General features: G+C 71.5%; 26 protein-coding genes. 10 read left to right on the top strand and 16 right to left on the bottom strand.

Annotated features, from left to right (window positions below):
* Nucleotides 1-405: 405 nt before the first annotated feature.
* The gene (locus ACWEPL_RS24075; protein ID WP_355191888.1) at nucleotides 406-1,281 is read right to left on the bottom strand and encodes a serine protein kinase RIO; all 876 of its coding nucleotides are present in this window, start codon (nucleotides 1,279-1,281) and stop codon (nucleotides 406-408) included.
* Between the two features lie 322 nt (nucleotides 1,282-1,603).
* On the opposite strand from ACWEPL_RS24075, the gene ACWEPL_RS24070 reads away from it, so the two are divergent.
* Entirely contained in the window at nucleotides 1,604-1,828 is a 225-nt protein-coding gene (locus tag ACWEPL_RS24070; protein ID WP_452437505.1) for a hypothetical protein, read from the top strand.
* Between the two features lie 34 nt (nucleotides 1,829-1,862).
* Here ACWEPL_RS24070 and ACWEPL_RS24065 read toward each other — a convergent pair whose 3' ends face one another.
* Genes ACWEPL_RS24065 through ACWEPL_RS24055 form a run of 3 tightly spaced genes read right to left on the bottom strand, consistent with a single transcriptional unit; the run spans nucleotide 1,863 to nucleotide 4,770 of the window.
* A complete protein-coding gene (locus ACWEPL_RS24065; protein ID WP_350726367.1) occupies nucleotides 1,863-2,621 on the bottom strand; it encodes an ABC transporter permease in 759 nt (252 codons plus the stop codon).
* Nucleotides 2,618-3,556, bottom strand: coding sequence for an ATP-binding cassette domain-containing protein (locus tag ACWEPL_RS24060; RefSeq protein ID WP_452437504.1), 939 nt, complete (start codon nucleotides 3,554-3,556; stop codon nucleotides 2,618-2,620). The genes ACWEPL_RS24065 and ACWEPL_RS24060 overlap by 4 nt, the downstream gene beginning before the upstream one ends.
* Nucleotides 3,557-3,561: 5 nt before the next feature.
* Nucleotides 3,562-4,770 carry a cytochrome P450 gene (locus ACWEPL_RS24055; RefSeq protein WP_452437503.1) on the bottom strand — a complete coding sequence of 403 codons (1,209 nt, stop codon included), beginning with the start codon at nucleotides 4,768-4,770 and terminating at the stop codon, nucleotides 3,562-3,564.
* A 145-nt stretch (nucleotides 4,771-4,915) separates the two neighbouring features.
* On the opposite strand from ACWEPL_RS24055, the gene ACWEPL_RS24050 reads away from it, so the two are divergent.
* Complete coding sequence (locus ACWEPL_RS24050; protein WP_452437502.1) at nucleotides 4,916-5,590, top strand: helix-turn-helix domain-containing protein; 675 nt, start codon at nucleotides 4,916-4,918, stop codon at nucleotides 5,588-5,590.
* A 235-nt stretch (nucleotides 5,591-5,825) separates the two neighbouring features.
* Here the strand turns inward: ACWEPL_RS24050 and ACWEPL_RS24045 are convergent, their stop codons facing one another.
* Complete coding sequence (locus tag ACWEPL_RS24045) at nucleotides 5,826-6,065, bottom strand: hypothetical protein (RefSeq protein ID WP_452437501.1); 240 nt, start codon at nucleotides 6,063-6,065, stop codon at nucleotides 5,826-5,828.
* Nucleotides 6,062-6,280, bottom strand: coding sequence for a hypothetical protein (locus ACWEPL_RS24040; RefSeq protein WP_363963861.1), 219 nt, complete (start codon nucleotides 6,278-6,280; stop codon nucleotides 6,062-6,064). Before ACWEPL_RS24040 ends, ACWEPL_RS24045 begins: the two co-directional genes overlap by 4 nt.
* Before the next feature lie 187 nt (nucleotides 6,281-6,467).
* Here ACWEPL_RS24040 and ACWEPL_RS24035 point away from each other — a divergent pair, with 187 nt between their 5' ends.
* Both ACWEPL_RS24035 and ACWEPL_RS24030 read left to right on the top strand, forming a co-directional pair.
* A complete protein-coding gene (locus ACWEPL_RS24035; RefSeq protein WP_363963863.1) occupies nucleotides 6,468-7,049 on the top strand; it encodes a dihydrofolate reductase family protein in 582 nt (193 codons plus the stop codon).
* Nucleotides 7,050-7,288: 239 nt separating this feature from the next.
* Nucleotides 7,289-7,849, top strand: coding sequence for a hypothetical protein (locus tag ACWEPL_RS24030; RefSeq protein ID WP_350726375.1), 561 nt, complete (start codon nucleotides 7,289-7,291; stop codon nucleotides 7,847-7,849).
* Nucleotides 7,850-7,978: 129 nt separating this feature from the next.
* Here ACWEPL_RS24030 and ACWEPL_RS24025 read toward each other — a convergent pair whose 3' ends face one another.
* Together ACWEPL_RS24025 and ACWEPL_RS24020 are read right to left on the bottom strand one after the other, a co-directional pair.
* A complete protein-coding gene (locus ACWEPL_RS24025; RefSeq protein WP_452437500.1) occupies nucleotides 7,979-8,554 on the bottom strand; it encodes a Uma2 family endonuclease in 576 nt (191 codons plus the stop codon).
* A 57-nt stretch (nucleotides 8,555-8,611) separates the two neighbouring features.
* Nucleotides 8,612-9,217 (bottom strand): hypothetical protein, encoded by a 606-nt coding sequence (locus tag ACWEPL_RS24020; protein WP_452437499.1) that lies wholly within the window; start codon nucleotides 9,215-9,217, stop codon nucleotides 8,612-8,614.
* A gap of 134 nt (nucleotides 9,218-9,351) precedes the next feature.
* On the opposite strand from ACWEPL_RS24020, the gene ACWEPL_RS24015 reads away from it, so the two are divergent.
* Entirely contained in the window at nucleotides 9,352-10,116 is a 765-nt protein-coding gene (locus tag ACWEPL_RS24015) for a glucose 1-dehydrogenase (protein ID WP_452437498.1), read from the top strand.
* Nucleotides 10,117-10,911: an alpha/beta fold hydrolase gene (locus ACWEPL_RS24010; RefSeq protein WP_363963872.1), complete on the top strand. Its 795-nt coding sequence runs from the start codon at nucleotides 10,117-10,119 to the stop codon at nucleotides 10,909-10,911. It begins immediately after the preceding gene.
* 7 nt (nucleotides 10,912-10,918) lie between these two features.
* Here the strand turns inward: ACWEPL_RS24010 and ACWEPL_RS24005 are convergent, their stop codons facing one another.
* Nucleotides 10,919-11,518 carry a DUF4126 domain-containing protein gene (locus tag ACWEPL_RS24005; protein ID WP_350726383.1) on the bottom strand — a complete coding sequence of 200 codons (600 nt, stop codon included), beginning with the start codon at nucleotides 11,516-11,518 and terminating at the stop codon, nucleotides 10,919-10,921.
* Nucleotides 11,519-11,522: 4 nt separating this feature from the next.
* The gene (locus tag ACWEPL_RS24000; protein ID WP_350726384.1) at nucleotides 11,523-12,428 is read right to left on the bottom strand and encodes a phosphotransferase; all 906 of its coding nucleotides are present in this window, start codon (nucleotides 12,426-12,428) and stop codon (nucleotides 11,523-11,525) included.
* A 70-nt stretch (nucleotides 12,429-12,498) separates the two neighbouring features.
* Between ACWEPL_RS24000 and ACWEPL_RS23995 the strand changes: the two genes are divergently transcribed.
* The gene (locus ACWEPL_RS23995; protein WP_452437497.1) at nucleotides 12,499-14,856 is read left to right on the top strand and encodes a GcvT family protein; all 2,358 of its coding nucleotides are present in this window, start codon (nucleotides 12,499-12,501) and stop codon (nucleotides 14,854-14,856) included.
* Here the strand turns inward: ACWEPL_RS23995 and ACWEPL_RS23990 are convergent.
* The 5 genes from ACWEPL_RS23990 to ACWEPL_RS23970 form a co-directional block, all read right to left on the bottom strand.
* The gene (locus ACWEPL_RS23990; RefSeq protein ID WP_452437496.1) at nucleotides 14,834-15,592 is read right to left on the bottom strand and encodes a GntR family transcriptional regulator; all 759 of its coding nucleotides are present in this window, start codon (nucleotides 15,590-15,592) and stop codon (nucleotides 14,834-14,836) included. The genes ACWEPL_RS23995 and ACWEPL_RS23990 overlap by 23 nt on opposite strands.
* A 158-nt stretch (nucleotides 15,593-15,750) precedes the next feature.
* The gene (locus ACWEPL_RS23985) at nucleotides 15,751-16,515 is read right to left on the bottom strand and encodes a carbohydrate ABC transporter permease (protein ID WP_452437508.1); all 765 of its coding nucleotides are present in this window, start codon (nucleotides 16,513-16,515) and stop codon (nucleotides 15,751-15,753) included.
* Between the two features lie 53 nt (nucleotides 16,516-16,568).
* Nucleotides 16,569-17,531: a carbohydrate ABC transporter permease gene (locus ACWEPL_RS23980; protein WP_452437495.1), complete on the bottom strand. Its 963-nt coding sequence runs from the start codon at nucleotides 17,529-17,531 to the stop codon at nucleotides 16,569-16,571.
* A complete protein-coding gene (locus ACWEPL_RS23975) occupies nucleotides 17,521-18,831 on the bottom strand; it encodes an ABC transporter substrate-binding protein (RefSeq protein ID WP_452437494.1) in 1,311 nt (436 codons plus the stop codon). Before ACWEPL_RS23975 ends, ACWEPL_RS23980 begins: the two co-directional genes overlap by 11 nt.
* Nucleotides 18,832-18,911: 80 nt before the next feature.
* On the bottom strand, nucleotides 18,912-20,177 hold the full coding sequence (locus ACWEPL_RS23970; protein WP_452437493.1) for an ROK family protein: 1,266 nt from the start codon (nucleotides 20,175-20,177) through the stop codon (nucleotides 18,912-18,914).
* An 88-nt stretch (nucleotides 20,178-20,265) separates the two neighbouring features.
* Between ACWEPL_RS23970 and ACWEPL_RS23965 the strand changes: the two genes are divergently transcribed.
* Genes ACWEPL_RS23965 through ACWEPL_RS23955 form a run of 3 tightly spaced genes read left to right on the top strand, consistent with a single transcriptional unit; the run spans nucleotide 20,266 to nucleotide 24,307 of the window.
* The gene (locus ACWEPL_RS23965) at nucleotides 20,266-22,407 is read left to right on the top strand and encodes an alpha-N-acetylglucosaminidase TIM-barrel domain-containing protein (protein ID WP_452437492.1); all 2,142 of its coding nucleotides are present in this window, start codon (nucleotides 20,266-20,268) and stop codon (nucleotides 22,405-22,407) included.
* Between the two features lie 8 nt (nucleotides 22,408-22,415).
* Nucleotides 22,416-23,318 (top strand): N-acetylmuramic acid 6-phosphate etherase, encoded by a 903-nt coding sequence (locus ACWEPL_RS23960; protein ID WP_452437491.1) that lies wholly within the window; start codon nucleotides 22,416-22,418, stop codon nucleotides 23,316-23,318.
* The gene (locus tag ACWEPL_RS23955) at nucleotides 23,315-24,307 is read left to right on the top strand and encodes an N-acetylglucosamine kinase (RefSeq protein WP_355191929.1); all 993 of its coding nucleotides are present in this window, start codon (nucleotides 23,315-23,317) and stop codon (nucleotides 24,305-24,307) included. Before ACWEPL_RS23960 ends, ACWEPL_RS23955 begins: the two co-directional genes overlap by 4 nt.
* Here the strand turns inward: ACWEPL_RS23955 and ACWEPL_RS23950 are convergent.
* Nucleotides 24,252-25,382 (bottom strand): NAD(P)H-dependent flavin oxidoreductase, encoded by a 1,131-nt coding sequence (locus ACWEPL_RS23950; protein WP_350726402.1) that lies wholly within the window; start codon nucleotides 25,380-25,382, stop codon nucleotides 24,252-24,254. The two genes, ACWEPL_RS23955 and ACWEPL_RS23950, sit on opposite strands and share 56 nt — an antisense overlap.
* Nucleotides 25,383-25,391 lie beyond the last annotated feature (9 nt).

Raw genomic sequence — 25,391 nt, 5'->3', positions numbered from 1 at the left:
AGCGCCTGCCACCGGTATCCCGCGACCCGGCGGCCGGCGGTGGCGCGCAACCCACACGCTCCAGCGATCGGCCCGCGGTATCCGGCGCCCCAGCGGCCGACGGCGGCGCGCCACCGCGGCTCTGCGTATGGCGCCGTAACCGATCCCCCGGGGCTGCCACCTCCACTCTGGCACCGACCGCGACCCCGCGTCCACGGCGCCCTCCAGCCGCCCTGCGCCGCCATCCGGTAGTTCTTGCGTCGCCGTCCAGCCGTCCTGCGTCGCCATGCGGGTGCTCTGCGGTGCCATCCGGCCCTCCGGCGTCACCTCGCGGTCGTCCTGCGTCGCCATCCGGTCGTCCCGCGTCGCCATCCGCGCGTCGGCGCGTCGCAGGAGGTCGAGTGGCGGGACGAGAGTCCGGAGCGATCAGAGGGACAGGCCGGCCTCTTTGCGGAGGAGTGCGGCGAGGGAGTCCGGGTCGGCGGCCGGGACGCCCTTCGCGGCGAACCAGGTGGCGACGTTGTGGGCGTCCCGGTCCAGGAACGAGGGGCCGGTCGGGTGGGCGATGACGTCCACGATCTGCGGCAGGTCGATGATCACCAGCCTGCCGTCATGGACCAGCAGGTTGTACGGCGACAGGTCCCCATGGGCCAGCCCCTCCCTGGCCAGCGTGACCATGGCCGCCACGAGCTGCTCCCACAGCCCGTCCAGGTCATCGGACACCTGCGCCAGCCGCGGCGCCGCGTACCCGTCCCGGGTCCCGATGAACTCCTGCAGGATCTCCGTCTCCACGATCTGCACCGGGTACGGCACGGGAACCCCGAGCTCCCACAACCGGCACAACGCCCCGAACTCGGCGACCGCCCACTGGGCGGCGATCACCTGCTTGCCGAACGCGGTGCGGTTGGCCATGGCGCGGTTCATGCGGCTCTCGCGGGTCCTGCGGCCCTCCATGTAGCCGGAGTCGCGGTGGAACAGCCGATGTTCGGAGGAGCGGTAGCGCTTGGCGGCCAGCAGGCAGACCCGGTCCGTGCCGGGCACCCCCCGCGAGATCAGATGGACGTCGGCTTCCTTGCCGGTCTTGAGCACGCCGTGCTCGGTGTCGACGGCGGCCAGCTCGGTGACGAGCCAGCCGGGGTACGGCTTGGGCCCCTTCTCCGTGGGAGTGCTCTGGTCCCAGGTGGACCAGCGGTCGCCCTCGGGCGGTCCGTCGTCGGTCTCGGGAGTGCTCTCCAGCCATTCGAGGTCGTCGGCGTCGAGGGCGTACTTGCCACGGGTGCGGTGCTGCGAGTGCTTGGGCACGGTGGGATTGCTCCAGGTGTGAGGCCCACCGGCTCGTCGATCAGGTCAGCGAGTGCGCGGTGGGAAGGTCTGAGGACGCGGAAAACGGCACGCGAACAGTCGTCATCACGGTCTCACCCTCCCTTCGCGGCACGGCGCGGCGATCATCGTCAAGCCGCTGCCAAGCGATCAACTCGGTCCCGAGTATCCCGCTCCACGTACCGCCCTCGCAACCGATTAAATGACGACCCGCCGCCACCCTTGTCACCCCGGAGATGGGGCAGGGCCATGCGACGGCCGGCGCGGCGTGGAGTGACCCCGGTGGCGGTCTCGAGCCACGCCCGTGACCGCCCTGGCCATCGCCCCGACGGCGGGCAACCAGATCGTCGACGGGACGGCGCGCGGGCCGTCGTGGACGGCCGACAAGTCCCGCCACCCGGGTCGGCGGCACCATCGGACGCATCCAGATGCGAACCGCCACCCGCACCCAGATGTGGACTGTCACCCGCACCCCGATGCGGACCGCCACCTGGAGCTGGGAGCCGCTCCCATCGATCAGCCGGAGTGACAGCGACCTCGGCGTGCATGCCTGTGGGTGGGCCTCAACGGTTGTAGAGCCTGCGTGCCCACAGATATCCGGCCAGGGCGATGACCGCGCTCCAGGCAGCAGCCTCCGCGAAGCTTGAGGCGGCCGGGCGACCGGCCAGCAGCGCCCGCAGCGTCTCGATGACGGGGGTGAACGGCTGGTGCTCCGCGAACCAGCGCAACCCGGCCGGCATCGACTCGGTCGGTACGAAACCGCTGCCGAGGAACGGCAGCAGCATCAGCGGCATCGGCAGGTTGCTGGCCGTGGTGACGCTCTTGGAGACCAGCGCGAGCGCGACCGACAGCCAGGTGATGGCGAAGGTGAACATGGCCAGCACGCCGACCACGCCGAGCCAGTCCAGCGCGGAGGCCGACGGGCGGAAGCCGATCAGCACGGCCACCAGGGTCACCGCCGCGATCGCGATGAACGTCTGCACCATCGCTCCGAGCACGTGCCCGGTGAGCACCGAGACGCGGGCGATGGCCATGGTCTTGAACCTGGCGATGATGCCCTCGGTCATGTCGGTGGCCACCGAGATCGCGGTCCCCTGCGCAGCACCGGCGATCGTCGTGATCATGATGCCGGGGGCGAGGTAGCCGACATAGGCGGCGCGGCCCCCGCCGATGCCCGCGCCCATGGTGCCGCCCAAGACGAACACGAACAGCAGCAGGAACACCACGGGGACGGCGGCGAACGTGAAGATCAGCGAGGGATAGCGCCAGATGTGCGTGACCTGGCGGCGCAGCATCGTCGCCGAGTCGGTGATCGCTCTCATCGGGAGGGCTCCTTGGTCAGGGAGAGGAAGACGTCGTCCAGGTCGGGCGTGCGCACCGACAGCTCGGCGACGTCGATGGCCTGGGTGTCCAGCCACTCCAGGAGCTTCTTCAGCGTCCTGACACCGCCGGAGTCGGGGATCTGGACGGTGAGCGCCGCGTCGTTGCGCGAGGTGGCGCCGACGTGCGGGGCGGCCCTGCGGTAGCCGTCGGCGTCGGCGAAGCGCACGACGATGTGGCCGCCGGGGACCAGCCGCTTGAGCTCCTCCGGGGTGCCCTCGGCCACCAGCTCGCCCTGGCTCAGCAGCGCGATGCGGTCGGCGAGCTCGTCGGCCTCCTCCAGGTACTGCGTGGTCAGGAAGACGGTCACGCCGTCCTGCTCGACCAGGTCCCTGACGATCTGCCACATGGTGCGGCGGCTGCGCGGGTCCAGGCCGGTGGTCGGCTCGTCGAGGAAGATCAGCCTGGGTGTGCCGACCATGGTCATGGCGAGGTCGAGCCGGCGCCGCATGCCGCCCGAGTAGGAGACCGCCAGCTTGCGCGCGGCGTCGGTGAGGTCGAAGCGCTCCAGCAGCTCGCGGGCTCGCTCGCGGCCCCTGGAGCGGCCGAGGTGGAGCAGGTCGGCCATGAGCCGCAGGTTCTCCTCGCCGGTGAGGAAGCTGTCGACGGCGGAGAACTGGCCGGTGACGCCGATCGCGGCGCGTACCTTGTCGGGTTCTCGGGCCAGGTCGTGCCCGGACACCCGGATCTCGCCGGCGTCGGCCCTGATCAGGGTGGACAGGATCTGCACCATGGTGGTCTTGCCCGCGCCGTTGGGGCCGAGCAGGGAGAAGATCGTGCCCTGCGGGATGGTGAGGTCGATGCCGTCCAGTACGCGGTGCGAGCCGTACGACTTGCGCAGTCCCGTCACCGAGATGGCAGGTTCGATGGTCCGCACGGTCGTCACCCTCGGTCCCAGGTGACGGGCAGGCTGCGCACGCCGTAGATCTGCGCGGGGTCGGTGCGCAGCGGCACCTCTTCCGCCGGTACGGCCAGCCGCAGCGTCGGGAACCGGGTGAGCAGCGCGGGGAAGGCGACGCGCATCTCGACGCGGGCGAGCTGCTGGCCGAGGCACTGGTGGACGCCGTGGCCGAAGGCCAGGTGCCCGGTGGCCGAACGGCGCAGGTCGAGCACGTCGGGGTCGGAGAACTTGGCCGGGTCCCTGTTGGCGGCGTTGAGCGCGATGATGACCGTGTCGCCGGCCTTGAGCTGCCTGTCGCCGAGCTCGACGTCCTCCAGCACGCCGCGCATGCCCATGGCGGCGATGGACAGGTGGCGCAGCAGCTCCTCCACGGCGCCGGCGGCCAGGCCGGGATCGCTGCGCAGGGCGGCGAGCTGGGCCGGGTCGCGCAGCAGGGCGAAGGTGCCGAGCGCGAGCATGTTGGCGGTGGTGTCGAGGCCGGCGCCGAGCAGGAAGGCGGCCACGCCGCCGAGCTCCTCGTCGGTCAGCTCGCCTGCCGTGGCCAGGTCGCTGAGCAGGTCGTCGGTCGGGTTCGCGCGCTTGGCGAGCGCGAGCGTCCGCAGGTAGTCGCCGAGCTCGATGAAGGCGTTGTACTGCGCCTCGGGCTCTACGGCGTCCGAGAGGGTCCGCGTGGCGGTCTGGAACTGCTCGCGGTCGTCGTACGGCACGCCGAGCAGCTCGCAGATCATCAGCGCGGGGACGGGCTGGGCGAAGACCTCGACGAGGTCGGCGGGCGGCCCCTGCCGCTCCATCGCGTCGAGCCGCTCACGGGTGATCTCGGTGACCCGCTCGGTGAGCAGGTTCATCCTGCGGACGGTGAACTTGCCCGCCAGCAGCTTGCGGAAGCGGGTGTGCTGGGGCGCGTCCATGCCGGTCAGGTCGCCGGCGGGGGCGGGCGGCAGGTAGCCGCCCATCTGCGGGTAGTAGTGGGTCTCGTAGCGGGAGCTGAAACGCGGGTCGGCGAGGATCTGGCGGACCAGCCCGTAGCCGGTGACCAGCCAGACGCCGGGGGCGCCCTCGGGCGCGGCCAGCCGGGCGATCGGCTGCTCGGCACGCAGCGCGGTGACCTCGGGGGCGGGATCGAAGGGGCAGGCGGGTGCGCGGTCGAGGGAAGGGCTGACCGTCTCATCGCGATAGTACGTGTTCGACATGCTTTGAAAGCTACGTTGCATTCAAAAAGGCTGCAATCGATGGAATCCGTATTTGCAGGTGAGAGCGGGCAAATTGATGCAATGACGCTGGACTCGAACGCAATGATTCGTTGCACTGAGTGGCGGCGAACGCAACAATGGCGTCATGTCACAAGGAAGGTTGACCCAGCGGGACCGCCAGCGCATCGCGGCCGGCCTCGCCGAAGGACGTTCCTACGCCGAGATCGCCAGGCGGCTGGACCGGCCGACCTCGACGATCAGCCGGGAGGTCGGCCGCAACGGCGGCCCCGGCGGTTACCGGCCCGAGCAGGCGCACCGGGCGACGGAGCGGCGGGCGCGGCGCGGCACGCCGGCTCTCCGGTTCGCGGCCGGGCCGCAGGAGGGCGAGCCGGGGGACGAGGTCATCGAGATGGCGGTCCGGATGGGGCTGCCGAAGATGATGGCGCGCGTGCTCGTCTGTTTGTGGCTGAGCGAGGACGGCCGGCTCACCGCGGCCGAGCTGACGCGCAGGCTGAAGGTCAGCCCCGCCTCGGTCTCCATGGCGGTGGGCTACCTGATCCAGCAGGGGCTGATCGGGCGCGAGCGCGATCCGCGGCGGCGTCGCGACATCTACACGGTCGACGACAATTCCTGGTACCAGTCGATCGTGACCAGCTCGCGGCAGACGCTGGAGGCGGCGGAGCTGGCGAAGGCGGCGGGGGAGACGTTCGGCCTCGACACGCCCGTGGGACGCCGGCTGGCCAAGGGCGGTGCATACCTGGAGCGGATCGGCCTGGACACGCTGGAGTCGGGCCGGCGCTGGCGCGACCTCCTGTCGTGATCGTCCCAGCGGACGATCCACCGGGTGGGCTCACCCGGTGGGCGCTGTTGCGTCCGGGCCGGACGCGGCCAAGCCGTCACCGCCGTCCACCCGCGGACATCAGTGCCTTCGGGACGGCTCCAGTGCGAGCCGGAAGCGGCTGCGTGCGCCGTGCCGGTCCATGAGAGCGCGTACGGTCGCCGTGACGGTCCGCTCGCTGATCCCGAGGTGCCCGTCCAGCCCTCCGCCAGCAGAATCACCCCTCCCGCTCATGGCAGGACAACGCGGGCGGTGGGGCGGCGGACCAGTGCCGGTCGAACAGCGCGATCAGGCCGGCCACCAGGGGACGGGACCAGATCTCCAGGTGACCGCCCTCCGGGTCGTCCCGTTCGGCGGGCAGGAGGGCCATCCGGCGGTCGAGGACGGTGAACGACGTGGGCAGCCCGGCCGCCCTTCGGTGATCGCCGTCGAGCACCACGAGGTCGTCGGCGGTCACCGCCGGCCACCGGTGCCGTGCGTGGACCAGTCGACCCTCCACATCGACGCGTACCCGGTGGGTGTGGCGCCGTCGTACAGGGTGACGTACGGGTTGGCTCCGGCGAGCAGCGGCTCACGGGTCACGTAGGCGGTGGCGGCCTGCACGGTCGTGTCCATGGTCACGGTGGCGCCCGTCCGCAGGGCGCCTCTTCTGCTGATCGCAGCACTGCGCATGGGGCGATCCTGGGCACTCCGCCCGCAGGAGGAACAGGGGTGTTGCGGATTCCCGCAATGCGCTTGACCTGGGTTGATGTAGCGAAAGTCATTGTGGGTCCGGTGACATTTGCCTCTGTCCGCCGCCGCGCCCTCCGGGCATGGTGGGCGACGGAAGCTGAGCGACGGAAGAAGCGGAGTGCCTGACATGGCGAAACTGGTCGTCTGCAACATCATGTCCCTTGACGGCTTTTACGCGGCGGCGGACGGCAACCCGCTCGTGCTGCCGATGGACGCCGCCTTCGACGCCTACAACCTGGAGCGGATCCAGGCGGCCGGCTCGCTGCTGCTCGGCGCCGACTCGTACCGGATGTTCATGGGGTTCTGGCCCGCCCAGGCGGACAACCCCGAGGCGTCCACGGTGAATCAGCAGTTCGGCGGGGTCTACGGGCGGATCGAGGTCAGCGTCATCTCGGACTCGCTCACGGACGAGGACATCGCGCCGTGGGCGGACCGGACGACCGTGGTCAGGCGCGCCGACGCCGAGGGATGGGTCAAGGAGCTCAAGCAACGCACCAGCGGTGACATCGTCACCTTCGGCAGCCGGATCACGTGGAACGCCCTGCTCCGCGCCGGGCTCGTCGACGAGCTGCACCTGGTCGTCGGAGCGAAGGCGCTCGGCGAGGGGACGCCGATCTTCACCCAGCCGGTCGACGGGTTCACCGTCGCGGAGGTCCGCCGCCTCGACGGCTCCGGCAACGTCCTGCTGCGCTACGCCACGATCGGCTGAGCTGCCGGGCCGCGGTGAGCTGCCGGAGGCGCTGCCGGATCGCGGTGAGCTGCCGGAGGCGGGCCGCGGTGAGCTGCCGGAGGCCTGGCGCGGCGCCGGGCCCGTCCGGCCGTGCGCGGATCCGACGCGCTGCGCACGGTTCGGTGCAGGAGGAAAGCCGAGGTCCTGCGGTGCCGAGCTCGTGGATCATCCGCAAAAATGCGGTGCGATGGATCCGGCCGGGCTTGTACGGTGCGGGCATGCGACGCTGCCCGGAATGCGACCATTGGGAGCCCGCCGGAGCCCCCGGCTGCGCCCGGTGTGCCGGGCTGGTCGACGAGATCGTGGAAGAGGGCTGGCGCGCGTTCCTGGAACAGGAGTTCGGCACGACCCGGCCACCGGACGAGCGACTCATCGCCGAGATGGTCACCGACGAGCCCGACAAGCACCCGTGGCGCGTGGTGGACGCCGCCTACGACCGCCTGACCTGCCCCGAGTGCGGCGATCGGCTCAGCAGGGGCCCGGCCGGATGCGCCGCCTGCGACCTGGCCAACGGCTTCCGCTACTCCGCCATCGAGATCGACCGCCCCGCCGTCCCGCCCGGTAACGAGCACGGGCTGCGGGTGAACGTGGCCGTCACCCGCCGGACGTCCGGGGTCTCGGAGTCCGAGGTGCTGCTGCGGCGGCTGTCGCTGCCCATCCTCATCGAGGGCCGGCTCCCCACCCGAGCCCAGGCCCAGGCCACCAAGGCCCTGGCCAACGGCGGCGCCACGGAGGCGGAGCTCGCGGCGTTCATATACCGGGAGTGGGGCGACGCCTGAGCCGCCGCCCCTGATGATCTGCGGCGGACGCCGTGGTGCCGGGGGTTCGACGCCGGTGCAGCCCACGCAGGACGGATCAGCAGGTCGCGGGTTGTTCGCCGCCTTCGGTCGCCGTGAGCGGACTGACCGCTAAACCGGTGGCGATTCCAAAGTGAGATCGATGTCGACGTCGAATCCGATGTGGGTCTGCAGTCGTTTGCGGTGAATGCCGGTGGGGACGTAGGCCTTGATCGCCGGTTCAAGCTCGAAGGTGTAAACAACGGGCAGCCTGTCTTCCTCCTCGATCCGCCAGAAATGCCGGATGCCCGCGCCTGAATATTTGATCGGCTTGGTGGTCCGATCCCTTTCCATGGATTCGTCAGAGGCCACTTCTGCCACGAGATGTACATCTCCCGGCTGGAAGGTGGTGGTTTTCGTGGAGATCACTGACTTGTTGACCAGGAGGAGGTCCGGCTCGGGCCGCTGACGCGGACCCAAGGTCACCGTCATCCCGCGAATCGCTGCAAGATGTCCGGGCGGATCGAGGTAACCCTCGAACTGTCGGAGTGCCAGCATGTGAAAGGCGGTCTGCGGCGGCCTGAAGATGAGCGACCCATCGATCAATTCGACGTGCCGGGGCGCATCAGGGGGAAGGTGATCGAGCATGTCGGCGGTCCAGCCGCCGGGAGGGCCGGGATAGAACCATTCCGGAAGATCCGCAGTCACCAGTCGCCCTCCTCGACACTTCACGCGGCGCGCTCATTTTGCCACGTGGAGTAGTCGTCAGGGGCGGTCTTTGCGTTCCTCCATCGAGCGGCGGTAGAGATCGTCGATCTGGTCCAGCGGGTCGGGGGCGTGGCGGCGGGCCTCGATCTCGAGGTCGGTGCGGGAGCCGAGGTCGGCGATGCCGGCGGCCGTGTGGTGCACCTGGTCGCCCAGGAGGTCGGCGCGGATGCGGGCGCACATCGCCGTCAGCTTGGCCTGGTGCTCCCTGAGCCGGTCGAGGGTGGCGTGGTCGACGTACGGGGACATGCGGCGCTGCTGGGCGTACATGCCGAGCTGGCCGTCGTGGACGTCCGCCTGCGCGGTGAGGTCGGCCATGAGCCGGGGGAGGTCGCCGAGGCCCCAGCCCAGGCGCTGGGCGTGGTCGACGGCCTGGCGGGTGAGGGAGACCTCGCGGCGCAGGTCGAGGCGGAGGCGTTCGACCTCGGCGGCGTCGCCCGTGCCCATGGCGTTGACGTGGGTGCTGAGCCGGGTCGTGGCCTGCTTGGCCTTGACCGCCGCCTTCTTGCCCAGCTTGACCAGGAGGAAGACGCCTACACCGCCCAGCAGCAGGAAGAACGCCAGGATCACCAGTAGGACGACAAGCAGCTCGCTGATCTCCGCCACCTCCTGTGGGTCTCTGCATTGAAGGATAGTCGGCCGGGGCGGGATCGGCGCGGCCGAGAAACCAAGCAAGCACTTGATCAGAACAGTGAGGCTGTGCTTCAGTTCTCGGAGAGCGGCTGGAAGGGCGGGGTGACGTGCTCGACGGCAAGGTTGTGATCATCACCGGTGGCGCCCGGGGGATGGGGGCGGCCACCGCGCGGCGCTGCGTCGCGGCCGGGGCCCAGGTCGTGATCACCGATGTGCTGGTGGAGGAGGGTACGGCCACCGCCAAGGAGCTGGGTGCCCGATTTCTCCCCCACGATGTGACAAGTCAGGACCAGTGGACCGACGTGGTCGCCGCCGCCCTGGAGGCGTACGGCAGGCTCGACGGGCTGGTGAACAACGCGGGCATCGCCCTCACGCAGTCGATCGAGCAGCAACCGCTGGAGGCCTTCGAACGCGTGCTCCAGGTGAACCTGGTCGGCGTCTTCCTGGGCCTCAAATCGGTGGTCAAGGCCATGCGCGAGTCCGGCGGCGGCGCCGTCGTGAACCTCTCGTCCGTCGCGGGCCTCACCGCCCTGCCCGGCACGGGCGGCTACGGCGCGTCCAAGTGGGGCGTGCGCGGGCTGACCAAGATCGCCGCCTTGGAGTTCGGCAAGGACCGCATCCGGGTCAACTCCGTACACCCCGGAATGATCGTCACCCCGATGACGCAGCCGCTCGGGGCCGTGTCGGGGGACGGGACCTTCCCGCTGGCCGCCGCCGGGCGCTGGGGCGAGCCGGAGGAGGTGGCGGAGGCCATCGCGTTCCTGCTGTCCGACGCCGCCTCGTACGTGACGGGCGCTGAGCTGGCCGTGGACGGCGGGTGGACGGCAGGGGAGAGCGCGCTGCTGTCCCGACTGGAGGGTGGGGGTCAATAGATGCCGTACGCGGATGTCGGCGGAAATATCAGGCTCTTCTACACGGAGGACGGCGACGGGCCCCCGCTGCTGCTCGTCCACGGGTGGGGCACCGACTCCCACCAGTGGTCCTGGCACATCGACGCGCTGGCGGCCAACCACCGGGTGATCGCCGTGGACCTGCGCGGCCACGGCTACTCGTCCGTCCCCGAGAGCGGCAACACGCCGCGCGAGATGGCCGGCGACCTGCGCGCCCTCCTCGAAAGCCGGGGCATCCCGCAGGTGGTCGCCGTCGGGCACTCGATGGGCGGCCAGGTGGTCTCCATCCTCGCCGTCGAACACCCCGAGCTGGTACGCGGGCTCGTCGCCGTCGACCCCGGCTACGGCATGACCGACCGGGTCGCCAGGCGCTTCCCCAAGATGATCGACGGCCTGCGCGGCGAGCACCCGCACGCCGCCGCCGAGAAGATCGACGAGTGGTGCACGAACGCCGGCACGCCCGCCGTCATCAGGCGCTGGCACAAGCGCAGGCTGTACGGCATGCCGCCGCACGTGCTGGTCCAGGCGTTCGAGGCCATGTTCACGGCCCCGGACGCCATCGGGGTGCGCCCGGCCGGCGACGACTACCTGGCCCGCCGGCGCTGCCCGGTGCTGTCGATCTGGGCGGATCCGGAACGGGCGAGCTGGGAGTCGGGGCTGCTCAAGGACCCCGCGTCCAGGGTCGTGTGCTGGGAGGGCGCCAGTCACCGGCTGCACGAGGAGCGCCCGGCCGAATTCGTGGACCTCGTGGAGGAGTGGCTGCGAGCCCAGGAATAACCTCGGGTCAGGGCAGGCCGCGGGCCGCTCTCCTGCGCGCGCGCATACGCCGTACCTTCCTGATCAGCCACCACGCCAGCACGGCCATCACCAGCAGCGCGACGATCACCAGCACGGGGGCGAAGACGGCGACCAGGCTCATGCCGAGCGAGCCCGCGTCCTCCGCCGTGCTCACCACCGGGGCGCCCACCCCGGCCGTCCCGGCGTTGATCACGGGCCGGGCGGTGGCCTTGACCGCGTGCACGGCCAGCGCCATCACGATGCCCAGCAGCCAGCCGGCCCACGGGTGCTCGGCCATCCAGGTGGAGTGGTCCACCTCGGCCGCCGCCTGCGTGGCCGAGAAGACCACGCCGCCCGACGCCGGGCGCACCACGGTCTGGATGGTGTCGTTGACGCTGTCGACGGCGGGCACCTTGTCCAGGACGAACTCGGCCACCAGCAGGACGGCGATCACCGCGAGCACGCCCCAGTTGGACAGCCAGGAGTAGCCGTCGGGGAGCTTCACGGCGTCCGTGAAGTTGGCCAGGACGCCCACGACGAGGAGCGGGATGTAGGCGTTCAGCCCGGCGGCCGTGGACAGGCCGAGACCGGTCAGTGCGGCGAACATGCCCCTAGTCTGCCCGCGCGGCCTCGTCCATGAGGTGCGCAAGGTCAGATCCGGTGAATTCGGCCACCGCCCGCTCGTACTTCTCCATGCCCCACGACCAGAAGTCGAAGTCGATGCTCTCGTTCGCGCCGTCCTGGATGGAGGCCCAGAGCGTCCAGCCGTACTTGGACATGAGGCCGAGCAGCCGGGCGCGGGCGATCTTGTGGCGCAGGCGGCGGCCGTAGTACGCGGTGACGAGCTCCTCCAGGTGGCCGAGCGGCAGGTCGGACTCGCTCCAGATGTTGCCGAGCTCGAAGCAGGGGTCGTTGTTGCCGGCGTACTCGTAGTCGATCAGCCAGAGGCGTTGCCCGTCGTCGAGGATGTTGCCGGGCAGGAGGTCGTTGTTGCAGGGGACGGTGCCTTCCGCCCTTATTTGCAGACATTTCCGGATGTCTTCGACGGCGGGCATGAAGCCGAGATAGTCCGCGGGAAGCCGGTAGCCCCGCTCCCGCACGATCCCCAGATAGTGCCGCTGGATCTCGAACATGTCGAAGTCCCGTACGAACCGCGGCCCCGCGTGCAGGCGGCGGCACGCCTGCGCCACCCGGGGGAGGTTCGCCGGGTCGCGGAGGTCGGCCTCGGTGAACGTCCGCCCCGGCAGGAACCCCACCACCAGCACCCCCAGCTCGGGCAGGTACGCGTGCACCGGCGCCCCCACCCCGGCCGCGGCGGCGGCCAGCGAGCACGCGTGCTCGGCGTCCCTGTCGATCCCCAGCAGCGAGGAGTCGCTGGCCCACACGCGCGCCACGTACGACCCGCCCGGGGTCGTGACCTTGTAGTTGTGGTTGGTCAGCCCTCCGGGCAGCTCCTCGACGGAGCGCGGCACGCCGGACAGCAGAGGAATGCGATCGAGCACCTCGGGCACGGCCATGCTCGATGCTAGGACGGACGGCGCTAAACGGTCTAGACCTTTTACCGGTCCGAAGGTTAGCCTCGCCAGCATGAGCGACTCGGCCCGCATCGTGATCATCGGTGGCGGGGTGGGCGGCGCGTCCGTCGCCTACCACCTCACCCAACTCGGCGAACGCGACGTCGTCCTGCTGGAGCGGGACGAGCTCACCAGCGGCTCCACCTTCCACTCGGCGGGACTGGTGGGCCAGCTGCGCGCCGATCCCACCCTGACGCGCATGAACCAGTACTCCGTCGAGCTCTACCGCACCCTCGACGCCGGATGGACGGAGTGCGGCGGCATCAAGCTGGCCTCCACGCCCGAGCGCATGGCGGAGATCCGCCGGCAGATCGGCTGGGCGCGGACGTTCGGGCTGCCGCTGGAGGAGATCTCGGTGGCCGAGGCCGTCGAGCTGTTCCCCCTCATGGACCCCGAGGGCGTCGTGGGCGCCGCGTACCTGCCCACGGACGGGCAGATCGACCCCTCGCAGCTCTGTTACGCCCTGGCCCAGCGGGCCCGCGAGGGCGGGGCGGTCATCCGTACCCACACCAGGGTGCTCGGCATCACGACGGCGAACGGCCGCGTCACCGGCGTGCGCACCGACCAGGGGGACATCGACTGCGAGATCGTGGTCAACTGCGGCGGCATGTTCGCGGCCGAGATCGGCCGCATGGCCGGGGCGCGGATCCCGATCGTGCCGATGTCGCACCAGTACGTGGTGACCGACGCCTGCCACGACCACACGGGGCTGCCCACGCTGCGCGACCCCGACCTGCTCGTCTACTACCGGCAGGAGGTGCAGGGGCTGGTCATGGGCGGGTACGAGCGCACCTGCGCGCCCTGGACGGCTGGCCCGAACTCCTTCGACGCCGTCCCCGCGGACTTCAACGGCCGCCTCTTGTCCGAAGATTGGCCGAGATTTGAGGAAATTTCGGATAATTCTCAGATTCGGGTGCCTGCGATGGCCGACGTCGGCATCCGCAAGCTGATCAACGGCCCCGAGGCGTTCACCCCCGACAACGAGTTCTGCCTGGGGGAGACGGAGGTCGGCGGGTTCTTCGTGGCGGCCGGGTTCTGTGCGCACGGCATCGCGGGCGCGGGCGGCATCGGCAAGGTGATGGCCGAGTGGATCGTCGAGGGCGAGCCCAGCATGGACCTCTGGCACATGGACATCCGCCGCTTCGGCCGCCAGTACCGCTCGCCGTCGTACACGGTCAAGCGGGCCGTCGAGAACTACGAGACGTATTACGACATCCGCTACCCGGGCCACGAGCGCTCGGCGGGGCGGCCCCTGCGGCTCTCGCCCGCGTACGGCTGGCACGCCGCCCACGGCGCCGCCTTCGGCGAGAAGTCCGGCTGGGAACGGGTCAACTACTACGACGCGAACGCGACGGACGAGGGGGAGCGGCCCGGCGGGTGGGCCGGGCGGCTCTGGTCGCCCGCGATCGGCGTCGAGCACCGGGCCACGCGCACCACGGCGGGCCTGTTCGACGAGAGCTCGTTCGCGAAGATCGAGGTCTCCGGCCCGGACGCGGCGGACCTGCTGGAATGGGTGTGCGACAACCGGGTCGCCCGCGAGGTCGGCGCCGTCACCTACACCCAGGCGCTCAACCGGCGCGGCGGCATCGAGTGCGACTTCACCGTGACCAGGCGGGGCGAGCAGGAGTTCCTGATCGTCACCGGCACCGCGTTCGGCTCGCACGACCTGGGCTGGCTGCGCAAGCAGGCCGCGCGCACCGGCGCGACGGCCAGGATCGCCGACGTCACCGGCCAGTACGCGTGCTTCGCCCTGTGGGGCCCGCGCGCCCCCGAGATCATCGCGGGGCTCACGCCGGACCCGATGGACTTCCCGTTCATGTCGTCGCGGGAGATCACCGTGGGGGACGTGCCGGTGCTGGCGCTGCGGGTCACGTTCGTGGGGGAGATGGGCTGGGAGCTGTACTGCTCCACCGAGTACGGGCTGGGGCTGTGGCAGGAGCTGTGGCGGGCGGGGGGGCCGTACGGGCTGGTGGCCGGCGGCTACCGGGCCATCGACAGCCTGCGGCTGGAGAAGGGGTACCGGGTGTGGGGCGCGGACATCGGGCCCGAGACGACGCCGTACGAGGCGGGGCTGGGGTTCTGCGTCAAGACGGACAAGGACTTCCTCGGCAAGGACGCCCTGGACCCGGCGCCCGAGCGGCGGCTGCGGTGCGTGACGCTGCGCGACCCGAGAGCCGTCGCGCTCGGCAACGAGCCCGTACGGCTGGACGGGCAGGTCGTGGCCCGGGTCACCTCGGGCGGGTACGGCTACACCGCGAAGGAGTCGATCGCCTACGCCTACCTGCCGGTCGGCCCGGGGGCCCAGGTCGAGATCGAGGTCGAGGGTGCCTGGGTGCCGGGCGTCGTGGTCAGGACCCCCCTGGTTCCGTGACGCCGCTGCGTACCGAGATCCGGACCCGGTCGGGGCGGAACAGGTCCCGGGCGAACTCCACCGGCGTGCCGTCGACCGCGTAGGCGGTGCGCTCGATGAGCATGAGCGGCGCGCCGGGGGCGATGCCCAGCTCGGCGGCCTCCGCCGGGCGGGCGATCACCGGGGCCAGGTGCTCGACCGCCGTACGCGGCTCCAGGTCGTAGCGGGCGGCCAGCAGGGCGTAGAGGGAGCCGGTGAGGTCCTGGTCGAGGAAGCCGGGCAGGGGCGGGAACCAGGAGCGCTCCAGCGCCACCGGCGACAGCCCGGCCGAGCGCACCCTGGCCACCTCGTGCACCGGCGAGCCCTCCTCCACCTCCAGCGCCGCGGCCACCGACCGTGGGGCGGGCACGGTCACCGCCGCCAGGACCCGCGCCTCGGCCCGCAGGTGGGCCCGCCGCATCTGCTCGGTGAACCCGGCCAGCCCGGTCAGGTCGCACTCGATGCGCGGCTCGGCCACGAACGCGCCGCCCGACCTGCCGGGCACCCTGATCAGCACGCCGTCGCGCTCCAGGGTGGCCAGCGCCTGCCTGAGCGTCATCCTGCTCACGCCCAGCCGCCCGGCCAGCTCCCGCTCGCCGGGCAGCCGGTCGCCCGGCTCCATCTCGCCGCTGGAGATCGACTCGAGCAGCCACCGCTCGATCTGCACGTGCGCGGGGACTCCCGTGCCACGCTCCAGCTCCGGCGGTGTCCCGACCACACGCGCATCTTGACATGGGTTTCGGCGTGAATGCCAAATGTGGGCCACTTGCCCACCATCGGGGCCGGGGTCCTTTCGGGGATGGCGTACGGTCCTCGCACATGTCCTTCGCCTCGCGCTTCGCCAAGGGACCCCAGCCGGCCGGCGGCCGAAGGGGGTCAGCCCTTGATGGCACCCTGGGTGATGCCGTTGACGAAGCTGCGCTGGAAGACGAGGTACACGACGACGATCGGGGCGATGACGATCAGGCAGGCCGCCGCCAGCAACGGGATGTCCGTCGTGTACTGGCCGACGAAGAGCCCCAGCCCGCTCGGCGCGGTGCGCCGGTCCGGGTCCTGCATCATGACCAGCACCAGCATGAACTGGTTCCACGACCACATGAAGTAGAGAACCGACAGCGTGGTGACCGCGGGCCACGAGATGGGCAGCAGCACGCGCGCCAGCACCACGAGGTCGCGGGCGCCGTCGATGCGCGCCGCCTCGACGAGCTCCTCGGGCACGTTCGAGAAGTGCGTCTGCATCCAGTACACCCCGAAGGGCATGAACAGCGCCGCCTCGGCCAGGATGACGCCGACGTAGGAGTTGGTGAGGCCGACCTCGCGCAGGTTGAAGTAGAGCGCCACCACGATGACCTCGATCGGCAGCGTGAGCCCCATCACGAACCCGAACGACAACGTCCGGTGCCCCCACACCTTGAGGACCGCCAGCCCGTACCCGGCGAGCGTGGCCATCGCCACCGCGAGCGGCACCACGACGACCGCGATCAGCACGCTCGAACGCATGAGGTTGGTGAAGTTGCCCCGCTCCCAGGCGAGCGCGAAGGTCTCCCACGACCACCTGTCCGGGATGCTCAGCCCGTCGAGCTGCGCGCCCGAGGGGTGCAGGGCGGCCAGGACGATGCCGGCGAAGGGCACCAGCACCATCACCGCCAGCAGGACGAGCACTCCGTACCGGACACTGACTCCGCCGAGCGTTCTCAACTCTGATCATCCCTGGTGAAGTATCGGACGGCGCTGACGACGGCGACCACGATCACGGTCAGCACGACCGCGAGCGCGCTGGCGCCGCCGATGTCGCCCTCGTTGAAGGCCAGCCGGTAGACGAGCAGGCCGGGCACGTTGGTCTGCCCCGCCGGGCCGCCGTTCGTGGTGACGAAGACGAGGTCGAAGCTGGCCAGCGCGGCGATCGTGGTGATGACGCCGGCGACCGTGATCTCCCTGCGCACCCCGGGCACGGTGACGTGCCGGAACTGCCGCAGCGCCCCAGCGCCGTCGAGCTTGGCCGCCTCGTACAGGGACGGGTCGATCTTCTGCGCGCCGGCCAGGAAGAGCATCATGCACAATCCGCTCATCACCCACGTGCCGATGAGGCCGAGCGCGATCAGCGCCAGGCCGTAGTCGCCCAGCCAGGCGCGGGTGATCGACCCCAGCCCCACCAGGTCGAGGAACTGGTTGACCACGCCGGACTCGCCGTAGAGCCAGCGCCAGGTGATGCCGACGGCGACGAGCGGCAGCACCTGGGGGAGGAAGAAGACGATCCGGAAGAACGTCATGCCCCGGCGCACCTTGCCCATCAGGAGCGCCGTCATGAGCAGCCCGACGCCGATGGGGATGACCGAGAAGAAGACGATCAGCGCGAGGCTGTGCAGGATGGCCTCGTACAGCGCTGAATCACGAAAAATCTTGACGTAGTTGGAGAAGCCCGCCCAGACCGGCGGCAGGATGCCGTCCCAGGTCAGGAGCGACAGGCGGAGCGTGTTCAGCGCGGGCCAGATGGCGAAGCCCAGGTACACCGCGAGCGCGGGCAGCACGTACAGCCAGCCGCGCGCCCGTCGCCCCAGCCGTCGCGGGGGCCGGGTGTCCCCGGCGGCCGCCCGACCCCCGCGGCGGGCCGGAGCGGCCCGCGGCGGGGAGACGGCCGGGCTCAGCTCACGAGCCATGATGGGCGTCCCACGACTCCTGCAGGGACTTCAGGAAGGCGTCGGGGGCCATCTTGTCGCTGATCAGGCCCTGGATGCCGGGAGTCAGCTTGTCGATCATGCCGGGGGAGGCGAAGTCCGGGAACGGGACGATCCCGTTGCCCTGCGCCACCGGCGCGAAGACGCCTGCGATGTCGCCGCGCAGCCCCGTCGCGCCCAGCTCGGCCTTGGTGTCGACCGGCATGAACCCGCCGTCGAACTCGATCTTCGCCGCCTCCGGCGAGCTGAGGTAGTCGAGGAACGCCGCGGCGACGTTCGGGTTCTTCGACTTCGACGAGATGGCGTACGCGACGCTGGCGCCCGAGGCGACCTTAGCGGGCTCGCCCGAGGCCGTGGGCATGAGGAAGAAGCCCACGTCGTCCTTCATCTCGGTCTCCAGGGTGGAGGCCGCCCAGTTGCCGGTGATCAGGAACGCGCTGCCGCCCTTGGCGAAGCTCGCCAGCGCGTCGGCGTCGCCCGTGGCGCTGGCCCCGGCGGAGATGTATCCCTTCTTCGCCCAGTCGGTCAGCGTCTGGGTGGCCTTCGTCGCGGCCGGGCTCTCGATCGTCGCGCCCGGCTTGCCGTACACCCACGACCGGTAGTCGTTGACGTCGCCGGTCACGTTGAGCAGCGCGTTCCACAGGTGGAACCCGCCGACCTGGAGCGCGCCGTTGCTCAGCGGGGTCTGGCCGGCGTCCTTGGCCTTCTGCATCGCGGCCTCGAAGTCGGCCAGCGTCTTCGGCGCCTCCTTCACGATCTTCTTGTTGTAGAAGACGCCGAGCACCGACAGCCCGCCGGGCACGGCGTACAGGTTGCCCGTCCCGAACTGCTTGGCCGACTTGTCGGAGCTGAGGACCTCGAGGCTGGCCGGCGGGAACTTGGTGGTCCAGCCGTACGCCTTGGACCACGGGCTCAGGTCGAGGATGAGACCGGCCGGGACCAGGGAGTTCATCGCGCCCGGGTTGTACTGGGCGATGTCCGGCGCCGAGTCGGACGACATCGCCAGTTTGATGGACTTGATGTAGTCGTTGAACGGCGTCATCTGGGGCTTGACGGTGACGTTGGGGTGCTTCTTGGTGAAGCCGTCGATGAGCGCCTTGGTGGGCGGGTCGTTGGTGTAGGCCAGGGTCAGGGTCACCGGGTCGTTCGGAACGGTGGTCGATACGTTGACCTTCGTCGCCGTATTACCCCCCGAACTGCTGGTGCCCGCACAGGCCGTCAGCGCGAACGCCGTCGTGACGCTGAGCGCCGCGACCGCCGCGCGCCGGGCTGGTCTCGTCATGCGTGTGACCTCTCTCCTCAATCGGGTGGGTGGCGTCGTGTCCTCAACGGCCCTCATGGCGGCCGGTTCTCATCCGGCTCTCATCCGGCGGAGCCTGGTCTCACCAGGCCGAATCTGGTCCGTTCGATCTCGTCCAGCGAGTGCAGCAGCGCCCCGTGGACGACGGCGTCCTCCTGGAGCGCCGAGACCTCCAGCGCCGGCTGGTCCAGCGGCTCGCCGGAAAGGTGCCGCCGGAGCGCCGCGAGCAGCGGCTCGCCGCATCTGGCCAGCGGCCCGCCGATGACGACGAGCCGCGGGTTGAGGATCGCCCGGATCACGGTGATCCCCTTGGCGAAGCGGCGGGCCACCACGTCGATCGCCTCCAGCGCCGCCGGCTCGCCGTCGGCGACGGCGTCCAGCACGGCCTCGAGCGCGTGCTCTCCCGCGGCCTCGATCCGGGCCAGGAGAGCGCCGTCGGCGGCGCGTCCGGCCGCGGCCGTGGCCTGGCGCACGATCTCCGCGCCGCCGACCCGGTCCTCGAACGGGCCCAGCCCCTGCGGATGGCCCTGCGGATGGCGGGGTGTCGAGGGGCCCTCGGTGAACAGGTCGAGGAAGCCGACGTCGCCGGCGTCATTGGAGGCGCCGCGGTAGAGCTCGCCGTTCAGCACGATACCGGCGCCGACCCGCTCGCCCCAGTGGATCATCACCAGGGAGTCCTCGCGCCGCTCCGCGTCCCGCCACCGCTCGCCCTGCGTGGCCAGCTTGACGTCGTTGTCCAGGTAGACGGGGCAGCCGAGCGCCTCCGTCAGGCGGCGTACGAGGAGGTCGCCGGCCAGGCCGGGCATGCTCGGGATGAGCTTGATGACCCCGGCCGCCGGGTCGACGATGCCGGGGGTGCCCACCGAGGCGAACCAGAGGTCGCCGGTCGTGACGCCCGTCGCGCGCAGCGTCCGCTCCACCGTGGCCAGGAGCGTCTCCACCACCTGCTCGCCGCCGGATCCGGCGCCGAGCTGCTGCGCGTCGGAGGCCGTGACCGTGCCGGCCAGGTCCGCCAGCGCCACGCGCACGTCCTGCGGGCTGATCGACAGGCCCAGCACGTGGCCGGCCTCCGCCCGGAACCGTACGAGCTGCGCCGGCCGCCCCGCCCGGGTGGAGTCGCGGTCAAGGGGACCGAACTCGACGAGCCCTTCGGCGACCAGCGCGTTGAGCGAGCGGGTGACCGCCTGGCGGGAGAGCCCCACCGACTTGGCCAGCACGGACACGCTCATGCTGGCCTCCTTCGGCGGCGCGGCCCGCAGCTTGCGCAGGACGGCGGCGGCGTTGACCTCGCGCATGAACTGCGTGCCGGCGGCGACGACCTGCTCCATGCTCTCTCTCCCTGCGATCGGTTGCCGGTACGCTAGCATATTAATTATGGACCGTACGGAACTAATTCGTCGAGGGGTGTGACCTGCAGTGTTGTCCGGTGAGGGCCCGCCCTGGGCGGAAACCGTCCGCGGTCTGGCCCGCCGCGTGCTGGGGCCCGTGGCCGAGTCGGTACGGTTCGCCGCCCGCGACGGCGACGGGCGCGAATACGCCTACGAGGCGGCGGGCGGCGTGCTCGCCATCGCCGCGACGGACGGGGTGAGCGCCTCGGTCGCGCTCCACCACTATCTCCGGGAACGCTGCGGCACGTCCGTGGGCTGGGACACGGTGCTGCCCCTGGGGCTGACGTCGCTGCCCGACGCCCCGCCGCGACAGGGCGCGGCGCGGGTGCGGGAGGGCTACTACTTCAACTTCTGCACCTTCAGCTACACGATGCCCTACTGGGACTGGGCCGACTGGGAACGCGAGATCGACTGGATGGCCCTGCACGGCATCACCATGCCGCTGGCCGTCACCGGTCACGAGGCCGCGCTGCACGCCGCCTACTCCGCGCTCGGTCTCGACGACCGGCGGATCCGCGGCTTCCTGGGCGGGCCGGGCTACCTGCCGTTCCAGTTCATGGGCTGCCTGGACAGCTTCGCGGGCCCGCTCTCGTCGTCCTGGATCGAGAGCCATCGCGAGCTCGGCGCGCGCATCCTCGACCGCGAGCGCGCCTTCGGCATGACCCCCGTGCTGCCGGCCTTCACGGGACACGTCCCGCCCGAGCTCGCGTCGACGGCCCGGGCCGGTCGCCGCCTCTGGCAGGGGTTCGAGACCTGGGTCCTCGACCCGGCCGACCCGCTGTACGAGCGGATCGGCGCCGAGATCGCCCGCGCGCAGATCAAGCTCTTCGGGACCGATCACCTGTACGCCGCCGACCCGTTCATCGAGATGGTCCCCATCGACGCCGACCCGGCCTTCCCCGGGGCCGTGGCGGCGGCGACGCTGGCCGGCCTCCAGGCCGCCGACCCGGACGCGGTCTGGCTCATGCAGGCCTGGCCGTTCTCCTACCAGCGGGAGTTCTGGGCCGAGGACCGCGTCAACGCCTTCCTCGACGCGATCCCGGACGGCCGGATGCTCGTCGCGGACCTGTGGGCGGAGCACGACCCGCTGTGGGGCCGCTTCCAGGGGTTCTCCGGGAAGCCCTGGCTCTGGTGCGCGCTGCTGAACTTCGGCGGCCGCACCGACCCGGGCGCCGGCCTGCGCGGCGTGCCCGCCGGGATCGACGCGGCCCTGGCGGCGCCGAGCCCGCCCGCCGGCCTCGGCCTGTCCATGGAGGCCACCCGCAACAACCCGGTCTTCTTCGAGCTCGTCGCCGACCAGATCTGGAACGAGGTCCCCGACCTCGACGCCTGGCTCGACGCCTTCGTGACCGGGCGCTACGGCACCCGGTGGAAGGCAGAGCTGCGGGCGGCCTGGCACGGGCTCCTGGAGACCGTCTACGACACCCGGGGCCTGCCGATCCTCCCCCAGGCGTTCGAAGGCGTCATCACCGCGGCGCCCTCGTACGAGCGCGACCCGGCCGAGCTCCGCGCCGACGTCGCCGCTTTCCTGTGGTACCGGCCGGAGGTCCTAGCCGCGGCCTGGGAGCGGATGATCGAGGTGGCCGAGCGTGACCCCGGCCTGGCCGCGGGACCGCTCGGGCACGACCTCGTGGAGACCGGCATCGCGTACATGGCCAGGGTCGCCGACCGCCTCTGCCTCGACGTCCTGGACTCGGCGGGCGGCCCGGCGCAGGTCGACCGGTTCCTCCGGGTCTTCGAGGACCTCGACCGGATGCTGGCCTGCCGCCCCGAGTACACCTTCCGGCACTGGGAGGCCAAGGCGGTGTCGTGGGCCGCCGATCCGGACGACCGCGCGGTCCTGCGGGACAACGCCCGCCGCATCCTCACGGTGTGGGGCACCTCGGACAGCCCGCTGCTGGACGACTACGCGGCCCGGCACTGGGCGGGACTGGTCGGCGGCTACTACCGCGACCGCTGGGAGCTGTGGGCGCGGGGTCTCGGACGCGCGCTCGCCGGCGACCCCGGCGCCGAGACGGAGCTGCGGGAACGGCTCCGCGAACGCGCCGAGCTCTTCCTGCGGGAGGGCCCGGGGCCGGTGCCGCCGGACCAGGGCGACCTCGCCACGGAGTCACGCCGGCTGTTCACCGCCTACGCGGGCCAGACCGGCCCGTTCGAACACGATCGATGAGGAGCACGATGCCCCCGGTGGCACCACCGACCGAAAGCCGCAACCCGCGCACCGCCGACATCGACACGCTGGAGTCAGCAGACGTCCTGCGGTTGCTGCTGGACGAGGACGCCACGGCGGTCGCGGCCGCCCGCGCCGCCGCCACGGCGCTCTCCCGGGCGGTGGACGAGGCGTATCTCCGGCTGGGCCGGGGTGGACGCGTGCACTACTTCGGCGCCGGCGCGTCGGGGCGGCTGGCGGTGCTGGACGCCACCGAGATCACGCCGACGTTCGGGGTGGCGCGTGGCCTGTTCACGGCGCACTTCGCCGGCGGTCCTGGCGCGCTCACCGACTCGTCCGTGGACCGGGAGGACGCCGAGGAGCTCGGAGCCGCCGACGCCGGGGCGCTCGCCGAGAACGACCTGGCGATCGGGATCACGGCGTCCGGGGCCACCCCGTACGTGGCCGGGGCGCTGCGCGCGGCCCGGGCGGCGGGCGCGCTCACCGTGCTGATCACCTGCAACCCGGCCGCGCCGCTGCGCGACCTGGCCGAGATCCTCGTCGTCGCGGACACCGGGCCCGAGGCGCTCACCGGGTCCACCCGGCTCAAGGCGGGCACGGCGACCAAGGTGCTGCTCAACGCGTTCTCGACGGCGCTCATGATCAAGTCGGGGCGTACGTACTCGAACCTCATGGTCGGCCTGGTCGCCACCAACGCCAAGCTGGAGCAGCGGGCGGTGAACCTGCTCGTGGAGGCGACCGGGGAGGACGCCGCGGCCTGCGCCGCCGCGCTGGCGGAGGCGGACGGGCGGATCCCGGAGGCGCTCGTACGGCTGCTCACGGGCTGCACACCCGGCCAGGCGCGGGAATCGCTCGCCGCGCATCCGGGCGTCCGCGCGGCCGTGGCCGCACTGGGCGGGCACGCCGGATGAGCGGCTTCGCGGGCGTGGACGTCGGCGGCGGAGGCATCAGGACACGGATCGAGAGCGGCGGGGAGATCGCGTACGGCGAGGACTCGGCGCCCGTGCCCCGTACCGAGGGCCGGGTGGACCTCGACCGGCTCGCCCTCCGGATCGCGTCGGTCATCGGGGACGCGGCGCGCGTCCCCGGGCGGCTGGACGGGATGGCCGTCGGCGTGACCGGGCTGCCGGGGCTGGTCAGGGAGCCGGAGGCGTTGTGGCGGGCGCTGGGGGAGCGGTTCGGGCTCGGCACGCTCGTGGTCGCGGGGGACATGGTGACCACGCACGTGGGCGCGCTCGGGTTCCGGCCCGGAGTGGTGGTCGCCGCCGGGACCGGCGTCATCACGCTCGGCACCGACCTCGACCGCGTCTGGAACCAGTCCGACGGATGGGGCCACCTGCTCGGCGACCACGGCGGGGGCGCCTGGATCGGCGCGCAGGGCCTCCAGGCCGCCCTGCGCGCCCACGACGGCCGGGCCGGCGGCTCGCCCGCCCTGCTCGAACACCTGACGGCCCGCTTCGGCCACCCCCTGGACCTGGTGGCGCTCGTCTACGAGTCGGGCTCGCCGGCGCACCACCTGGCGTCGTTCGCGCCGTCCGTGGCCGACGCGGCCCGCGCGGGAGACCCTGTGGCGCGCGGGATCTGGACCGAGGCGGGGCGGCAGCTCGGCCAGACCGCCGTCGCCGCCGCGTCGGGGCTCGACCCGGTCTTCTCCTGGGGCGGCCGGATCTTCGACGCCGCGGACCTGCTGATGGAGCCGTTCCAGGCCACCGTGCGCGACCTGCTGCCGCAAGCCCGGTTCACGCCGCCCGTCGGCACCTCCGCCGACGGCGCGCTCGCGCTGGCCAGGGCCGCGGCGGGCGGCGAGGTCCGGCCGCGGCACCCGTACCTGTACGTCTACGCGGCTAGTCGGAGCCGGTCAGGAGCCGCAGCCGCTCCACCGCCTCCCCGAACTCGCTGATCATGTCGTAGACCACCTCGCGGGCCGGTCTCACCTGGTCGAGCTGGCCCACGACCTGGCCGACGAAGTAGTTGACCAGCTCCACCGCCCCCGGCTCGCCCTTCTCCGCCGCCGCCCCGATGCGGGCCATCGCGCCCTCGGCCACCAGCAGCTGCAGCGGCATGCCGAGCGGCCCGGGGCTCTCCTGGCCGGAGTCCCACTCCTCCGTCCAGGCGGACTTGAGCTGGCGGGCCGGCTTGCCCGTACGGGACCTGGACCTGACCGTGTCCAGCGACGAGGCGGCCAGGAACTTGCGCTTGACCGCGGGCGACGTCTCCGCCTCCTCCGTGGTCAGCCAGACCGAGCCGCACCAGACCCCCTCGGCCCCGAGCGCCATGGCCGCCGCCATCTGCCGCCCGGACGCGATCCCGCCCGCGGCCAGCACGGGGACCGGGGCGACCGCGTCCACGACCTGCGGGACCAGCACCATCGTGGAGATGTCGCCGGTGTGCCCGCCCGCCTCGGTGCCCTGGGCCACGATGAGGTCCGCGCCCGCCGCCACCTGCCTGCGGGCGTGCTCGACCGTGCCGACCAGCGCGGCCACCGGCACCCCCGCCTCCCTGGCCCTGGCGACCATCTCGGGCGGAGGCGGCCCCAGGGCGCTGGCGATGAGCCCGATCGGGTGCTTGAGCGCCACGTCGATCAGCCCCGTCGCCCCGGCCGCCGTGACCCGCCTGCCGAACTCGTCCGCCGCCGCCGTCAGCGGCTGCATGGGGGCGCTCACGCCGTACTTGGACAGCAGGTGGGTGACGAAGTCGCGGTGCCGGTCGGGGACGAAGTCCATGAGGTGCGCCTGCCGGTCGAGCGCGGAGGCGTCGACCTTGCCGGGCACGAGCACGTCCACGCCGTACGGCCGGCCGCCCACCTGCCCGTCGATCCAGGTCAGCTCGGTGTCGAGCTGCTCCGGCGAGTACGCGATCGCACCCAGGACCCCGAAACCGCCCGCGTTCGTGACGGCGGCCACGACGTCGCGGCAGTGGCTGAAGGCGAACAACGGGAACTCGATGCCCAGGCGCTCACAGATGGGGGTCCGCATGATTCGACG

It is taken from the genome of Nonomuraea sp. NPDC004186, from assembly GCF_053603495.1.
The sequence above is the reverse complement of the archived record's forward strand: the minus strand, read 5'-3'. Positions and strand labels throughout refer to the sequence as shown.

What these genes read in the sequence shown, in the direction of transcription:
- ACWEPL_RS24065 (WP_350726367.1), bottom strand. Translation starts at nt 2,621, where the DNA reads ATGAGAGCGATCACCGACTCGGCGACGATGCTGCGCCGCCAGGTCACG.
- ACWEPL_RS24055 (WP_452437503.1), bottom strand. Translation starts at nt 4,770, where the DNA reads ATGTCGAACACGTACTATCGCGATGAGACGGTCAGCCCTTCCCTCGAC.
- ACWEPL_RS24050 (WP_452437502.1), top strand. Translation starts at nt 4,916, where the DNA reads ATGTCACAAGGAAGGTTGACCCAGCGGGACCGCCAGCGCATCGCGGCC.
- ACWEPL_RS24040 (WP_363963861.1), bottom strand. Translation starts at nt 6,280, where the DNA reads ATGCGCAGTGCTGCGATCAGCAGAAGAGGCGCCCTGCGGACGGGCGCC.
- ACWEPL_RS24035 (WP_363963863.1), top strand. Translation starts at nt 6,468, where the DNA reads ATGGCGAAACTGGTCGTCTGCAACATCATGTCCCTTGACGGCTTTTAC.
- ACWEPL_RS24030 (WP_350726375.1), top strand. Translation starts at nt 7,289, where the DNA reads ATGCGACGCTGCCCGGAATGCGACCATTGGGAGCCCGCCGGAGCCCCC.
- ACWEPL_RS24010 (WP_363963872.1), top strand. Translation starts at nt 10,117, where the DNA reads ATGCCGTACGCGGATGTCGGCGGAAATATCAGGCTCTTCTACACGGAG.
- ACWEPL_RS24005 (WP_350726383.1), bottom strand. Translation starts at nt 11,518, where the DNA reads ATGTTCGCCGCACTGACCGGTCTCGGCCTGTCCACGGCCGCCGGGCTG.
- ACWEPL_RS24000 (WP_350726384.1), bottom strand. Translation starts at nt 12,428, where the DNA reads ATGGCCGTGCCCGAGGTGCTCGATCGCATTCCTCTGCTGTCCGGCGTG.
- ACWEPL_RS23995 (WP_452437497.1), top strand. Translation starts at nt 12,499, where the DNA reads ATGAGCGACTCGGCCCGCATCGTGATCATCGGTGGCGGGGTGGGCGGC.
- ACWEPL_RS23985 (WP_452437508.1), bottom strand. Translation starts at nt 16,515, where the DNA reads ATGGTGCTGGTGCCCTTCGCCGGCATCGTCCTGGCCGCCCTGCACCCC.
- ACWEPL_RS23980 (WP_452437495.1), bottom strand. Translation starts at nt 17,531, where the DNA reads ATGGCTCGTGAGCTGAGCCCGGCCGTCTCCCCGCCGCGGGCCGCTCCG.
- ACWEPL_RS23975 (WP_452437494.1), bottom strand. Translation starts at nt 18,831, where the DNA reads ATGACGAGACCAGCCCGGCGCGCGGCGGTCGCGGCGCTCAGCGTCACG.
- ACWEPL_RS23970 (WP_452437493.1), bottom strand. Translation starts at nt 20,177, where the DNA reads ATGGAGCAGGTCGTCGCCGCCGGCACGCAGTTCATGCGCGAGGTCAAC.
- ACWEPL_RS23960 (WP_452437491.1), top strand. Translation starts at nt 22,416, where the DNA reads ATGCCCCCGGTGGCACCACCGACCGAAAGCCGCAACCCGCGCACCGCC.
- ACWEPL_RS23955 (WP_355191929.1), top strand. Translation starts at nt 23,315, where the DNA reads ATGAGCGGCTTCGCGGGCGTGGACGTCGGCGGCGGAGGCATCAGGACA.
- ACWEPL_RS23950 (WP_350726402.1), bottom strand. Translation starts at nt 25,382, where the DNA reads ATGCGGACCCCCATCTGTGAGCGCCTGGGCATCGAGTTCCCGTTGTTC.